Raw genomic sequence first — 14,740 nt, forward strand, 5'->3', positions numbered from 1 at the left:
ATTTTTATTTTTTAGAAGTATTTTGAATTAGTAAGCTTGTACAACTATCTTGAAAAACCTAAAAGAGCTGTTTTTGCCAACAGCTCTTTTTTTGTTTTTATAATTATATAGTCTGAGCTTCAGGAAAATCAACAGGAATTTTTGTATTTGCAAAAACGTAATTTGTAAAACTTCTTAAAGCAATTAATGCTGTAACTTCTATTAAAGCTTTTTCGTCGTAACCAGCTTCAAAAAAACGTTCTAAATCGTATGGGTTTGCGGTTCCTTTGTTAGAGGCTATAGATTGAGCTAATAAAATAACTGCATTTAGTTTTGCATCATGATACTGTGCCTTACGAATTGCAATAGTATCTTCTTCACTATAACCTCTCATTTTGGCAATCATGGTATGAGCAGCAAGACAATAATCACAATTATTTACCTGAGACACAATTAGATTAATGGCTTCTCTTTCTTTGGCAGAAAAAGATGAATCTGTAGAAAGTGAGGCTTCTGTATCTAACATTGCTTTTAATGCTGATGAAGAATAGCCAATTGTAGCATAAAGATTAGGAATTTTTCCCATTTTAGACTGAACAGTTTCCAATATAGATTGTGAAACAGTATTTAATTGATCCTTTGCGGGTACTTGAATTGTTTTCATGATATGTATATTTATAAAATTAAAATTGTGTTTTATTTTTAAGTATTCTTTTTGCAGATTCTGAGGCAGTAATTAAACCGCCGGCCATCATAATTGCATCTTTAATAACGAGTCTTCCGGCGGCAGAAAGAAATGGAAATCCAAAATGTTCTGTGGGTAAATCACCGCCTAAATCTGGAACGTAAACTTCTGGAGTAGTAATTAAAAAAGAGAGTGTTACCAATGACATTACAAAAGTTAAAAGCCCTCCAATCAGACCTATTTTGTTGTAGAATATTCCCAGCAGATTCATCAGGCCAATAATCACAATGAAAGTTCCTAGTGCGTATGAAAAAGAATAAGTTCCGTTTTCTTTATGCCATTCAATATTTTTGGTGATTTCCTGACCTTCGAGGTTTTTGTATTGTTTATATTCCGGAGTTTCTTTGTTGTAGAAAAAACTCATTAAGGGACTATTGGCAACAAAAGGAACAATTCCGTCTGCTTCGTAATGAAAAGCCTTCAGACCTCCAATCCAAATCATTACGATGGCAGTGGCAATTCTAATGAAATTAATAAATTGAGACTGAGTGTCTGCTAAAAAATGCAATAGCGGTATTGATACTATTTGTTTCATAATAAAGGTTTTTACTTTTTGATGAAGCAAAGTTATAGCGTATACAGCGGTCCTGAAATGGACGAAAAAGGATATTACTTGGACAAATATGCCACTTGAGAGATGCCTCCTTTATTTCTAAAAGTCTGAGGAGAAATCTGCGTATATTTTTTAAAGAAACGGCTAAAATAATGTTCATCATTAAATTGAAGCAGATAAGCAATTTCTTTAATACTGCGTGTAGTAAGATGCAGCTGTTTTTTGGCTTCCAGTATTAATCTGTCTTGTATTAACTGAGTTGGTGTTTTTCCAAAATACTTAATGCTTTTTTTGGTAAGCGTATTAGGCGAAATAGAAAGTATTTGGGCATAATCATTTGGTTTTCGAAGGATTAAATATTTTTCATCTAATAAGATTCTAAACTGTTCCATTTTTTCATCTTTAGACGTTGTTACAATATCCTTTTCCATAGTTCGTAATTTAGCCGTACTGCATTTAGCCAAAATTACCTGCAGGTATGCTTTTAAAATCATTTCCGAAGAATGAGGATCAGCCAGTTCTTCTTCCAGATGCAGTAAAAGTTTATTGAAATCATTATGCTGCTGTTCTGAGATAATGATAGACGGCTCTAAATAAATATTATTAAAAAGAAGACCATTGCATGCTACTTCTTCTCTGTGCGCTTCAATACAGTAAAAGTCTCCATGAAATTTGAGAACTGTATATTCAATATTTTTTAACTGCTCAATATAAATTGTCTGTAAAGGTGTTGAAAACAATAATGTAGGACCGGAGAAATTAAAAGAAGCAAAATCAGCATGGTAAATTCCTTCTCCTTTATGAATAAGAATGATTAAATATTGAGATAATTGAATGGGAGTTTCTAAAGAAAAGTTTTCACTTTTTTCAATACTGAAAAGATTCTCACCATTTTCACTCAAAATATTTTTCATAGCCGGATCATTAGTATAGATTAACAAATCTATTAAAATAATATAGAATCCGTACAGGGTTTAAGTTTTATTCATTTCAAGAATATAAAACAATATTCATTGTCTAAAATCAAATCAAAATTCAAATACTACATTTAGAAACAATCAAATATCCAGAATTTAGCTTCTTTTTTGATTAATATGTTTTTTTAATACTAAAATACTGCGTTTACTGTATTCTCAATACTATAGTATACCCAAAAACGTATTTTAATATCCCTGCTTTAAAGCAAATTTGCGGTGAAATCATAATGCGGGTGAGGCAGCGCAAAAGTGATTTTCAAAACTAACTATCAATAACCAAAATTTCAAACCAAAAATGAAAAATCACTTTAGGATTAAAAAAGATCCTAACGGCGTGTATGACTTTAATTTGAAAAAGAAAATGATGATATTATCTGTATTGTTTTCTTTATTTCAGATTTCGGCATACGCTGTTAGTTCTACGAGTACAACTGTATCTCAAAATGTATTTCAAACCGAAATTAAAGGACAGGTAAATGACGAAAACGGTATGCCATTGCCGGGAGTTACTGTTCTGGAAAAAGGAAGTAAAAATGCCGCGTTAACAGATTTTGACGGGAAATTTGTTTTAAAAGTAGAAAATACTAATTCAATATTAGTAATATCTTATTTAGGCTACACAACTGCCGAAATCGGCTTAAAAGGGCAAACTTCAATTGCTGTAAAATTACAAAAAGCAACAACTTCATTAGATGAGGTAGTTGTAGTAGGTTATGGTAAAATGAAGAAAAAGGATTTAACGGGAGCGGTTGTTCAGGTAACACCAGACCGGCTTGCAAACCAAAATCCGCAGACAGTTCAGGATATCTTAAGAGGTACTCCGGGTGTAAGAGTAGGTTACGATCCTTCTGCAAAAGGAGGCGGAAATATACAGATTCGCGGGCAGACTTCTGTGTATACTGGTAATTCAGATAAAAACATAAAAACAGGAGGTCCTCATAATTCACCTCTTATTATTCTGGACGGAATGCAGTTTTATGGTGAATTATCAGAAATCAATCCAGATGATATTGCACAGCTTGATATTTTAAAAGATGCTTCAGCTGCATCTGTATATGGATCAAGAGCGGCGGCAGGAGTTATTCTTATTTCTACCAAAAAAGGTAAATCAGGAAAACCTATGGTAAGTTTTACTACCAATACTACAATCAGCAATAAAAGTGCTTATCGCAGTGTGTATTCTCCAGAAGGATACTTAAAATATCGTGAAGACTGGGAAACTGCCCAGACATACGGTGTTAACACAGCAACCGGACAATATGAAGCATTTATTGCCGGAACAGTTGCTAATGGTAGACCGGGGTATTTTTCGAATCCAAATGATTTGTCAAAATGGGGTATTACTGAGGCACAATGGCTAGCGTATCAGCCTGCAGCACAAACAAACGGAAAAAGTTCAAAAGAAGTTTGGGGAACCCGTTTGGGATTGAATTTTGATCCTTCGCTTATGGCAAATTTTCTGGCAGATAAAACGCATGACTGGAGCAACAGCTCTTTTAGAACAGGAATTAATCATGACAATAATTTAAGTATTTCCGGAGCAGGTGAAAGGGTAAATTATTATGTGTCTTTTGGTTATTTAACTTCAGAAGGAGCGATTGTTGGAAATGATTATAAAGCAGCACGTTCTAATATGAAAGTTGATGCTAAAGTTACAGACTGGTTAGATGTTGGTGTAAATGTTAATTTTCAGGATAGATCAGATGGAGATGTTACCCCTTCTCTTGATACTCGTTCTGGGTTTAATAATATGATGAGAACCAGCCCGTTTGGAACTTTTATAGATGCAAATGGCAACTATGAGAGACAGCCAATGGGGAAAAATGTTTCCGGACAGAATTATAATTATTACTACGAGCGTCAGTTTATTGAAAAAGAGACAGGATATACAACATTAAATACAATTTTTAATGCTAAGATAACTTTACCATTAGGAATTACTTACTCGTTTAATATTGCGCCTCGTTATCAGTTTTTTCATGATCGCTATTTTAGATCAACACAAAATCCAAACTGGCCGGCAGCAACAACAGGGGTAAACAGAAATAATTCGACAAGATTTGATTATAACCTGAATAACACATTAACTTGGGATTATACAATTGCTCAAAAACATCACTTTATTGCCACTTTTGTTCAGGAAGCTGAAGAGCGTCGTTTTTGGTCAGATGGAATGGATGCTTATAATATTCAGCCTTCAGATGCTTTAGGATTTCATTATGTTAACACGGCAACAATGGCCAATAGTGCCATTAGATCAAACGACACACATGAAACAGCAGATGCATTAATGGCCAGACTTTTCTACTCTTTTGATAATCGTTACATGTTTACAGCAACAATACGCCGCGATGGATATTCGGCATTTGGAGCGTCAAACCCTTATGCCGTTTTCCCTTCTTTTGGGGTTGCATGGAACTTTAAAAACGAAAAATGGTTTAACTGGGATGCCATGACTACTGGTAAATTACGTTTGTCTTGGGGTAAAAATGGGAACAGAACACTTGAAGATCCGTACGTTTCATTGGCAAATCTAGTAAATACAGGTACAATGGGATATTTAGATCCGTCAGGAAAAGCTCTTGAAATTAAGTATTTGTCTCTTGATCGTATGGCAAATCCAAATTTGGTATGGGAAAAAACTACCTCAAAAAATATTGGTTTTGATTTAGGTTTCTTGCGTGATCGTATCACTGCTACTTTAGATTTTTACAGAGCATCTACTCGTGATATGATTATGAGTCAGTCTCTGCCTGGTTTTACTGGTTTTTCATCAATTGCTACTAATCTTGGAGAAGTTCAAAATCAAGGTATCGAGTTGAGTATTAATACGCTGAATATGAAAAAGCCAAATTTTGAATGGCGTACTTCATTTGGAATATCGTATAACGAAAATAAAATCGTGTCATTGTACGGCAACATGGTAGATATTAAAGATGAAAGCGGCAATGTTATTGGTAAAAAAGAAGGAGATGATTCTGCTAACGGATGGTTTATAGGCAGACCAATCACTCAAATCTGGGATTATAAAGTAACCGGAATCTGGCAGAAAGATGAATGGAAAGAAGCTCAAAAATACGGACAGCGTCCGGGAGATCCAAAAGTGGCTAACAGCTATACAGCAGATGATGTAGATGCAGTAGATGCAGATGGTAATCCATATAAAAAAGCGGTTTATAATGAAAAAGATAAACAGTATTTAGGAAATTATAATTCACCTGTACAATGGTCGCTTAGAAATGATTTTAAGATTTATAAAAATTGGGATTTAGGTATCAGTATGTATTCTAATGTAGGGGGCAAATCGCTTGATTCAAATTATATGAATACGTTCAATGATTCTAGTTTATATAAATTCAACTTCAATCCTTATGTAAATCCATATTGGACGCTTGACAACCCAACAAATGAATGGGCACGTCTTGATGCTAAAGGACCTGCCGGAACTCCGGTTGCACCGGGAAGATTGTACGATCGCAGTTTTATTCGTTTAGACAATATTTCGTTAGCCTATACACTTCCTAAAGATCTTTTAGATAAAGTTCATGTTAAAAGTATAAAAATCTATGCTTCGGTTCAAAACGTGGCAACGTGGTCTGCATCTAAAGAATGGAAATATTTTGGAGATCCGGAAACAGGCGGACTGGCTACACGACAGTTTAATTTAGGTTTTAATTTCCAACTTTAAAATTAGTAAACAATGAAAAAATATATTAAAAATAAAATTTCAAGACTAGTGCCTTTTGTTGCTTTGGCGGTGCTTTCCAGTTCTTGTTCAAAAGATTTTCTTGAAGCAGATCCGCTTTCGTTTTACGAACCGGAAACTACATTCTCTACAGAAGCAGGTCTGCAGGCAACTTTAGCACTGTGCGATAAACAGCTGCGCAATAACTATATTCACTTTGGTTATTCTGGTGTAAGCGTGCCTATTGGTACAGAGTATCTTTTTTCTGATATGGCACAGTACGGAAAAACAGATACAGGAAGTAATATTGCTGATTATGCTAATACAATTGTTCCTACCGGAGATTTTAGAAGAGATGCAGGAGGTGAAGCAATTTATCTTGGGTTTATGTGGACAGAAGCTTATACAGGTATTAAAAATGCTAATACGGTATTGACTTATATAGGTAAGGTAACAAGCTTATCTGAAGAGGTTAAAAACAAATATATCGGGCAGGCATATTTCCACAGAGCTTACCGCTATCTTAATCTGGTATATCAATTTGGAAACATACCGTTGATCACTAAAATTCTTGAAGTTCCAAAGCAGAGCTATTATTCTACTAAAAAAGAAGCCATTATAGAAATGATTACGGCAGACATGGAAAAAGCTGTAGAATGGGTGCCGGAACAATCAAAAATTGGTTATGTAGGTATGATAAGCAAAGGAGCATGCCGTCAGTTATTAATTAAATGTTATTTAGCATCCGGCAGATTTGCCGAAGCTGAAGCTCAAGCTAATATTTTAATTAATCAATCAGGTTATGCGTTGGCACAAAATACTTTAGGAATTTTTGATCCGGGAGGAAACCCTACAGCGTGGCCTATTACCAGAAATATAATCTGGGATTTGCACAGACCTGAAAACAAAGTAATTTCTGCGAATACGGAAGCTATCCTGGTAGCACCAAATGGAGGAGCACAATCATTTTTAGCATTCTCTTCAATGAGAATTTTTGGTCCAAACTGGAATGATGCCAATTTAATTACTCCAGACGGTAAAACTGCAGCGCCTCGTTTTCCGTTGACAGATAAAACGAATTACAATGCAAAATACGATTATCAAAGAGCAATTGGACGTGGCATTGGTACAATCAGCGGTTCTTATTATTCACAACATCCTATGTGGGTTGTAAATGGAGTTGAGGATAAAGTCGACCTAAGACATAACAGCACTGTGGGTAACTGGGTAAATATGGAAGACCTTAAATATGCTCCGGGTGCAGGTGGAAGTGCGGCATGGGCTGGTCAAAACTTTAGAATGAAAGATGCTTCAGGTAAATTATTAGCACAAGATTCTATTCGTGACTGGTTTGATTTCCCGCATTATAAAATCTTTTATCACGATGTTGTGGCCGAAGCAAATCCGGCAGCAAATGATTTTCAGGGAGCTACCGCAGGCGCAAGTGCACATATGTATATTTATCGTTTAGCCGAAACTTATTTATTGCGCGCTGAAGCACGTTTTTACCAAGGCAACGTTTCTGGTGCTGCTCAGGATGTAAATGTGGTAAGAACCAGAGCAAAAGCTTCGCAAATGTATACCACAGTAACTATAGGTGATATTTGTGCAGAAAGAGGAAGAGAACTTTATATGGAAGAATGGAGAAATGTCGAGTTAAAACGTATTTCACACTGTCTGGCTCTAAGCGGAAAACCTGATGAATGGGGTAATACGTACAACATCGCTACATGGGACAAACAATCAGGAAAAGATGCAGCTGGAGGAAGTTACTGGTGGCAGCGTATTGTTCATTACACATTGTATAACAAATATCCGGCTGGTATTTCTCTTAAACCAGGCGTAAAGTTTTATTCTATGGACAAACGAAACAATTACTGGCCAATTCCTTTTAGACTTGCTATAGAACCAAACATCAAAGGTCAGTTAAGTCAGAATTATGGTTATGATGGTTATAACGAATCTGTTAAAGTATGGGATAAATGGCAGGATGCCGTTGATGACGAAAGTAAAATTTAACCAATTTTGATTTTAAATAAAAAAGGCAGCCTCTAAAGGCTGCCTTTTTTTAATTAATTAATCTTAACCAAATGAGCCTCAATTTCAGCTCTATTAGATTCGTATTGAGCAGGAAGTTTTAAGTTTTTACCTAATTCTTCTAAGCTTTCGTCTACCGTAAATCCAGGATTATCGGTTGCGATTTCGAATAAAACACCGCCTGGTTCTCTGAAATATAGAGAGTGGAAATAGTTTCTGTCAATTTGTGGTGTAATAGACAATCCGTATTCTTCGATTTTTTCACGGAAGTGCATTAAAATTTCATCATTTTTAACTCTAAAAGCTACGTGATGCACAGAACCGTTTGCTACGTGTCCGCGTTTTTCATCTGTCAATTCTACCAAATCTACAATTGCTGCATTTTCTACTGCATCAGTTGCATAACGGTAACGATTAACGTCCTGATCGATTAATTTATAACCAAATATTTCAGTCAAAATCGCTGCAGTTGGTTTGATATTATTTAAAGTCAAAGTAATGTTATGAAAACCTCTTGTAGCCACATCAGCTTTTACTTCTTCAGTTTCCCAAGGTTTTCTGTTATCGTCAGTTTTAGATTCGATTAACTCCAATTTTAAACCGTCAGGATCTAAGAAAGTCAAGTATTTTTCTCCGAATTTTTCAGCAGGTTTGTTGTAAATTACATTGTACTGCTCAAAACGTTTCTGCCAGAAATCTAAACTTCCTTTTGGAACAGAATATCCAATTTCGGTTGCCATTCCTGAGCCTTTTCTTCCTTGCTGAATTCCTTCTCCCCAAGGGAAAAAAGTCAAGATTGTTCCAGCGCTTCCTACTTCGTCACCAAAGTAAAAATGGTAGGTTCCCGGATCGTCAAAATTTACCGTTTTTTTGATAAATCTTAATCCTAATATATTTGAATAAAAGTTGAAATTACGTTTAGCGTCACCTGCGATTGCAGTAATATGGTGTAAGCCTAAAATTTTATTTTCCATGGTATTTATGTATTAAATTGTTGTTTGATTTTTCTTTTACAAATTTACGTCCGTTATGACTGCGCATCGATTAACCTAGATTAAGAAATAAAAAAGCGGTATTTTTTTATCGTTTAAATAATATCCAAATAATATTCCATTTGAATTAATGTGTTGTAAAACAAAGGTTTTGGCTTCTTTGATGGTTTTTAATTATACGATATATCGTAATTTTATATCTCGAAAATGCTTTATTTCAAAAATCAATAGTAATTTAAATTAGGCTATTTCTTAAATTTACCTTTTACCCAATAAAATACCACGTCTAAATAATTATGGAAAAGCCAGCAGATCAAACCGCAATTATGCTCAACAGATTGCAGGAGAGAGAAAAAGAACAAATGTTGGTTTTGTCGATCTGCAAATGGCTTTCTGAAGCTTTAACCAAAGAAGAATTTCACACGGTTGTAAATGATGTTTTAAAAGAGCAGTTTTTATTTGAAGATTTTATTTTCGCTTTCGCGGAAGAGAATCAAACGAGTTACGAAATCTTCTATCAACTCTCAGATCAAAAAAATACAGAAAACAAAACCTATATTATAAATGATGGTTTTTTTGATGTTTGTCTGGATTCTGCCGATTCGGTTATTTTTGATTTAAAAAGTTTAACTGAAAAGAAAAACAAACTTCCAGATTATCTTCATTCCATAAAAAATAAAAATTTCAAAAACGGAATCGGAATTTGCCTGCCGTCTATAAAAGGAAATCAAAGTGTACTTTTTCTATTCTTTAAAAATGCCGTCACTTTTACGAGAGAATCCAATCGAATTATTCGTGGAATTGCTTCACAGCTTTGCATAACGGTTAGAAATATTAAATTATCGGAAGAATACGAAAGCAATCTAAGAGAATTGCAGTTTTTGAAAAATAATTTAAGCGAAAGAAAACCAGATCCAAAACTTATAAAAGAAGAAAATTTTCTTGAAATTGTCGGCAACAGCCAAGTCATGCAAAAGGTTTTTGAATTGGTAAACCAAGTTGCGCCATCACAATCTACGGTTTTGATTTTAGGTGAAACGGGAACAGGAAAAGAGTTAATTGCAAACGCTATTCATCATTTATCATCGGTTTCTAATGAAAAAATGATTAAAGTAAATTGCGCTTCAATTCCCGAAAGTTTAATCGAAAGTGAATTATTCGGACATGAAAAAGGAGCATTTACGGGAGCGACAGATTTAAAAATTGGAAAATTTGAACTTGCCAAAAACAGCACTATTTTTCTGGATGAAATAGGAGAACTGCCTTTGGAACTCCAAGGGAAATTGCTTCGTGTTTTACAGGAAAAAGAAATAGAAAGAATTGGTGGTCAAAATGCTATAAAAGTAAACGCAAGAGTTATTGCAGCGACCAATAAAGTACTTGAAAAAGAAGTGGCAGAAGGTCATTTTAGAAGCGATTTATTTTATCGTTTGAATGTGTTTCCGATTTCACTTCCGGCCTTGCGTGAACGACCGGAAGATATAGAAGTTCTGGGAAATTTTTTCTTAGAAAAACATTCGCAGAAAATCGGAAAAAAGATAAAAGGATTTTCTAAAAAAGTCCTTAAAAGTATGGCAGCAAATCCTTGGCCGGGAAATGTGCGCGAACTCGAAAATATGGTGGAACGCAGTATTTTGTTTGCCAAAGATGAGATAATCAAAGAAATGACTTTTTCGAAAGTTTTTATCACAGAATCTCAAAGTACCGAAAATGAACTTTACACTAAAACCCTGCAAGAAGTGGAAGCAGAGCATATTTTAAAAGTTTTAAAAAAATGCAATGGAAGAATTTCCGGACCTCAAGGCGCTGCGGTTTTATTAGATCTGCCTCCAACAACGCTCATTTCTAAAATGCAGAAATTAGGGATTAAGAAAAAGTATTTTTAGGCGATTTTATTCCTGAGCAACTTTTATTTTTCCAGAAGAAACAGCCCAAAAAATCAGAAGCATCATATTAATAGCCAATGCAATTGTGGGAAACTTGAACGAAATTCCGAAAGCAATTAAATACGTTGGAAATCCGTAGAGATAATTATTTGTGATTTTCTTTATAGCCGAATCGGTAATTCCTGGACGAAGCAGTTTTTTGTTATGGCTCGCAATAAACCATAAAAGATTGTACGAAATATTGATTAAAACGAAGATTCCCGTATAAACTGCAACCGCAATATTCGAAGCTTCGCCATCAAAAAAACGGGCTAATAATGCAGTTGGATAGGAAACGGCAGAAACCAGAAAAAGAATCAATCCGTTGGCAAACATGATTCCGGTATTGCGGCTGTAAATCTGTTTGAAAATTTTGTGATGATTGACCCACATGATAAAAATACTGAAAAAAGAAAGCGTAAAAGCCAGATAGGTTGTCCATTCGCTTTTTAGAAAAGTCAATAATTCGCTGCTGGTTTTTACAATTCCAATTTCGGGCGCATGAAGATCTAGAACCAAAAGCGTAATTGCAATTGCAAATACGCCATCGCTGAAGCCTTCTATTCTTCCGGTTTCTTTTTCCATTTTTTATGATTTGATTGTTTGGGTATAATTTAAATTCAAAGTATTTTGACGCGGATAAAACGGATTCGTTATCACGAAGACGCAGATTTACACAGTTTTTTCTAAAAGTTGTAAATAGACCCGCGTAAATCAGCGTTTTTGCGTTAGCAAATCCGTTTTATCCGCGTTCTTGTAACTAGTGATTTAGTTTAATAAATATCGATTTTCGAAGTTTTGGTTCGATATTCTTTGTTTTGTGTCCTTTACCAGTTGTGTCTTCAACCAATAATATAGAACCCGTTTCAAAAGTTCTTTTTTCTCCTAATGAAGTTTCGATTTCTACGCCTCCGTCAAGTAAAACTATATATTGACGGTCTGGCGCATTGTGAAAATCATAATCGTATGAAGGTTTTACTTCTCTAAAAACGATCGATTTTACAGGTTCATCATCAGACAAAAAGCCGATGTCACCGTTATTTTTCAACGGAACTTCAAAATCTTCAAAATGACTTTCGCCATTTTCGTCGCTGTAAACTCGCGTAATCTGAATCATTATTTCTTAGAAAAAATAAGTTGATTGGCTAAGTCAATTTCGTCCTGACTTATGGTGTGTCCCATATTGTCGTAGATTTTTTTGGTCACATTGGCGCCCAGTTTTTTCAAAAGTGCTTCAGAATCATTTACCCTTTCTACAGGAACATGAAAATCTGGATCGCTTGTACCGATGAAAATTGGCGTATTTTCAAAGTTTCCGTGATAATGCTCTTCGTAAACTTTATCGCCGATAAGTCCGCCTGTAAAAGCCACGACGCCACCATATTTTGCAGCATTTCTGGCTGTAAATTCTAAAGCAAGACAAGCGCCCTGCGAAAATCCTAAGAAATAAATATTCTCTTTTTCGATTCCGTTTTGCTGTACTGCAACTAAAACCTGATGTATGGCTTCTAAAGATTTTGAAAAAGAAGGTTCGTTTTCGTTAATCGGAGCTAAAAACGAATAGGGATACCACGTTCTGTTTTCTGCTTGCGGCGCTATTAAAGCAAATTTTTCTACATCAAGATATTTGGCAATCGATAAAATATCGTGCGAAGTTGCACCACGTCCGTGAAGCATGATTAAAGCTTTTTTGGCTTCGTTTAAAGGAACGCCCGCTGTAATTGTATCTAAGTTCATAAGCTTTGTTTTTGAATTATTTTTTCCAGATATCTTGATATTCGTCCGGATGTCTTGTAAATTGTGCATGTACGTACGGACAAAGTGCTTTAACCATCATTTTATGTTCGCGTACATACGAAACCATTTCTTCAAGAAGTTTTTTTGCGTAACCTTTTCCTTCAGCTTCCGGTTCAACACCTGTGTGGTAAACGGTTAATACATCATCTTTTAAACTTATAACCATTTCACCTAGTTTTTTTCCGTCAACATAAAGATTAAAAGCGCCGTGTTTTTTTTCGTCTAATTCTAGTTTTATTGTTTCCATAATTTTTTGGTTTTTAACCGCGAAGAGCGCAAAGGTTTACGCAAGGTTCGCGAAGTTTTGTTTTTATTTGTTGGTTTTATAGTTACAAAGTTCGCTAAGCTTACTGTGAAGTCAGCTTAATCTAGATTAATAATGTTCCTGTTTTTTATGCTATTGCCGCAAAGGCGCAAAGACACAAAGTTTTTTAAGTCTTGTTTTTCATTTTAATAAATGAAAAATCGTACTCGTAAACACAAAGAATAAAAGTCTAATTTGTCATTTCGACGGAGGAGAAATCTCCGTAAGTAACTCCGCAATGAGAAGTCAATCTTTGTCGAGCTTCTTGCGGAGATTTCTCCTTCGTCGAAATGACAAACTGTGCCTAATAATCAATATAACAAACCTTTGCGAACCTTGCGTAATTCCTTGCGTCCTTTGCGGTTAAAAACGGCAAAACAAATTAATTATATCCCTGTTTTATCCCTAACTTTTTCATTTTTGAATACAAGGTTTGAGCAGACATTTGCAATAGTTCTGCTGCACCGCCGATTCCCGAAACTTTTCCATCACAGGCTTTTAATGCATTCAAAATATGTTCTTTTTCCATTTCTTCCATCGTTTTCATTTTACCCGAACTTTCTTGAATCGGACTCGAGACTGACAGTGGAAGATCAAATTTTTCAATTTCATTTGTTTTAGAAAGCAAAACATTTCTTTCTATCAAATGTTCGAGTTCGCGAATATTTCCCGGCCAGTTGTATTGCATTAGTTGTTCCAAAGCATTGGCACTTATACTCGAAACGTTTTTGCGCGAACTTGCAGCATATTTTCTAAGAAAATGATTGGCAAGTGCTTCAATATCTTCTTTTCGTTCTTTTAATGGCGGTAATTCAATTGGAAAAACATTCAATCGATAATACAAATCGAGCCTGAAACGGCCTTCTGCAACTTCTTTTTCCAACGATCTGTTGGTTGCCGCAACAATACGAACATTAATTTTTATGGTTGAATTTCCACCTAAACGCTGAATTTCTTTTTCTTGTAAAACGCGTAATAATTTTACCTGAGAGTCTAAAGGCAATTCACCAATTTCATCTAGAAAAATAGTTCCGTTATGTGCTTGTTCAAATTTTCCAATTCGTAAAGAATTTGCTCCTGTAAAAGCGCCTTTTTCATGTCCAAAAAGTTCTGATTCTATTAGTGAATGTGGTAGTGCAGCACAATTTACAACCACAATCGGGCTTGATTTATGAGCCGAAAGATCGTGTATAGCATGCGCGACTTTTTCTTTTCCCGTACCGCTTTCGCCAAGAATTAAAACAGAAGTTTGAGCCGGCGCTACAATTTTTATTTTCTCAATTGCTTCCTGCAGTAATTGGCTGTTTCCAATAATTCCGTTAATTTCCTGTGTTTTTTCTTTGGTATGAATGTCTGACTGCGTTCCGTTTTCCTGATTAAATCGGTATTTTGCAATATCCAGCATTACAATAAGATCACGTTCTCTAAACGGTTTTACCATAAAACCATACGGATTTGTTGCCTTTACAGCTTCTAATGTTGACTGATTGGTATTCGCAGAAATATAGAGAAATGGTAATTGCATTTCGCGAAGTTCCCAAGCAAGTTCAATTCCCGTCATATCGCCTTTTAACATAATATCCAACAAAACCCAATCGGGTCTTTTTTCTTCAATTAATTTGCGTGCCTGAACTACAGAAGAAGCAATGCCGGTTATTTCGTAACCTGCTTTGAGCAGCATGATTTTTAGATCGTTTGCTACAATAAATTCGTCTTCAACAATTAGAATTTTCTCCTTCATTAACA

Annotated in this window: 12 protein-coding genes; 3 read left to right on the top strand and 9 right to left on the bottom strand. The window is 35.2% G+C overall.

Going from position 1 to position 14,740, the window contains the following annotated elements:
* Positions 1-103: 103 nt before the first annotated feature.
* The 3 genes from ABD859_RS15950 to ABD859_RS15960 form a co-directional block, all read right to left on the bottom strand.
* The gene (locus tag ABD859_RS15950; RefSeq protein ID WP_345145592.1) at positions 104-643 is read right to left on the bottom strand and encodes a carboxymuconolactone decarboxylase family protein; all 540 of its coding nucleotides are present in this window, start codon (positions 641-643) and stop codon (positions 104-106) included.
* Positions 644-662: 19 nt separating this feature from the next.
* Positions 663-1,259: a DUF417 family protein gene (locus ABD859_RS15955; RefSeq protein ID WP_345145593.1), complete on the bottom strand. Its 597-nt coding sequence runs from the start codon at positions 1,257-1,259 to the stop codon at positions 663-665.
* Between the two features lie 74 nt (positions 1,260-1,333).
* Entirely contained in the window at positions 1,334-2,191 is an 858-nt protein-coding gene (locus ABD859_RS15960) for a helix-turn-helix domain-containing protein (protein ID WP_345145594.1), read from the bottom strand.
* Positions 2,192-2,549: 358 nt separating this feature from the next.
* Here ABD859_RS15960 and ABD859_RS15965 point away from each other — a divergent pair, with 358 nt between their 5' ends.
* On the top strand, positions 2,550-5,942 hold the full coding sequence (locus ABD859_RS15965) for a SusC/RagA family TonB-linked outer membrane protein (protein ID WP_345145595.1): 3,393 nt from the start codon (positions 2,550-2,552) through the stop codon (positions 5,940-5,942).
* A 12-nt stretch (positions 5,943-5,954) separates the two neighbouring features.
* Positions 5,955-7,958 (top strand): RagB/SusD family nutrient uptake outer membrane protein, encoded by a 2,004-nt coding sequence (locus ABD859_RS15970; RefSeq protein WP_345145596.1) that lies wholly within the window; start codon positions 5,955-5,957, stop codon positions 7,956-7,958.
* Between the two features lie 53 nt (positions 7,959-8,011).
* Here ABD859_RS15970 and ABD859_RS15975 read toward each other — a convergent pair whose 3' ends face one another.
* The gene (locus ABD859_RS15975; protein ID WP_345145597.1) at positions 8,012-8,950 is read right to left on the bottom strand and encodes a ring-cleaving dioxygenase; all 939 of its coding nucleotides are present in this window, start codon (positions 8,948-8,950) and stop codon (positions 8,012-8,014) included.
* Positions 8,951-9,264: 314 nt separating this feature from the next.
* Here ABD859_RS15975 and ABD859_RS15980 point away from each other — a divergent pair, with 314 nt between their 5' ends.
* Positions 9,265-10,854 carry a sigma-54 interaction domain-containing protein gene (locus ABD859_RS15980; RefSeq protein WP_345145598.1) on the top strand — a complete coding sequence of 530 codons (1,590 nt, stop codon included), beginning with the start codon at positions 9,265-9,267 and terminating at the stop codon, positions 10,852-10,854.
* 6 nt (positions 10,855-10,860) lie between these two features.
* Here the strand turns inward: ABD859_RS15980 and ABD859_RS15985 are convergent, their stop codons facing one another.
* The 5 genes from ABD859_RS15985 to ABD859_RS16005 all read right to left on the bottom strand — a co-directional run bounded on the left by ABD859_RS15985 (position 10,861) and on the right by ABD859_RS16005 (position 14,735).
* Positions 10,861-11,478 carry a TMEM175 family protein gene (locus ABD859_RS15985; protein ID WP_345145599.1) on the bottom strand — a complete coding sequence of 206 codons (618 nt, stop codon included), beginning with the start codon at positions 11,476-11,478 and terminating at the stop codon, positions 10,861-10,863.
* 175 nt (positions 11,479-11,653) lie between these two features.
* On the bottom strand, positions 11,654-12,010 hold the full coding sequence (locus ABD859_RS15990) for a cupin domain-containing protein (RefSeq protein ID WP_345145600.1): 357 nt from the start codon (positions 12,008-12,010) through the stop codon (positions 11,654-11,656).
* Positions 12,010-12,630 (bottom strand): alpha/beta hydrolase, encoded by a 621-nt coding sequence (locus ABD859_RS15995; protein WP_345145601.1) that lies wholly within the window; start codon positions 12,628-12,630, stop codon positions 12,010-12,012. Before ABD859_RS15995 ends, ABD859_RS15990 begins: the two co-directional genes overlap by 1 nt.
* A gap of 16 nt (positions 12,631-12,646) precedes the next feature.
* Positions 12,647-12,937 (bottom strand): GNAT family N-acetyltransferase, encoded by a 291-nt coding sequence (locus ABD859_RS16000; protein ID WP_345145602.1) that lies wholly within the window; start codon positions 12,935-12,937, stop codon positions 12,647-12,649.
* A gap of 439 nt (positions 12,938-13,376) precedes the next feature.
* Entirely contained in the window at positions 13,377-14,735 is a 1,359-nt protein-coding gene (locus ABD859_RS16005) for a sigma-54-dependent transcriptional regulator (RefSeq protein WP_345145603.1), read from the bottom strand.
* Between the last annotated feature and the right edge of the window lie 5 nt (positions 14,736-14,740).

The organism is Flavobacterium ginsengiterrae, assembly GCF_039539785.1.
Taxonomy (GTDB): Bacteria; Bacteroidota; Bacteroidia; order Flavobacteriales; family Flavobacteriaceae; genus Flavobacterium; species Flavobacterium ginsengiterrae.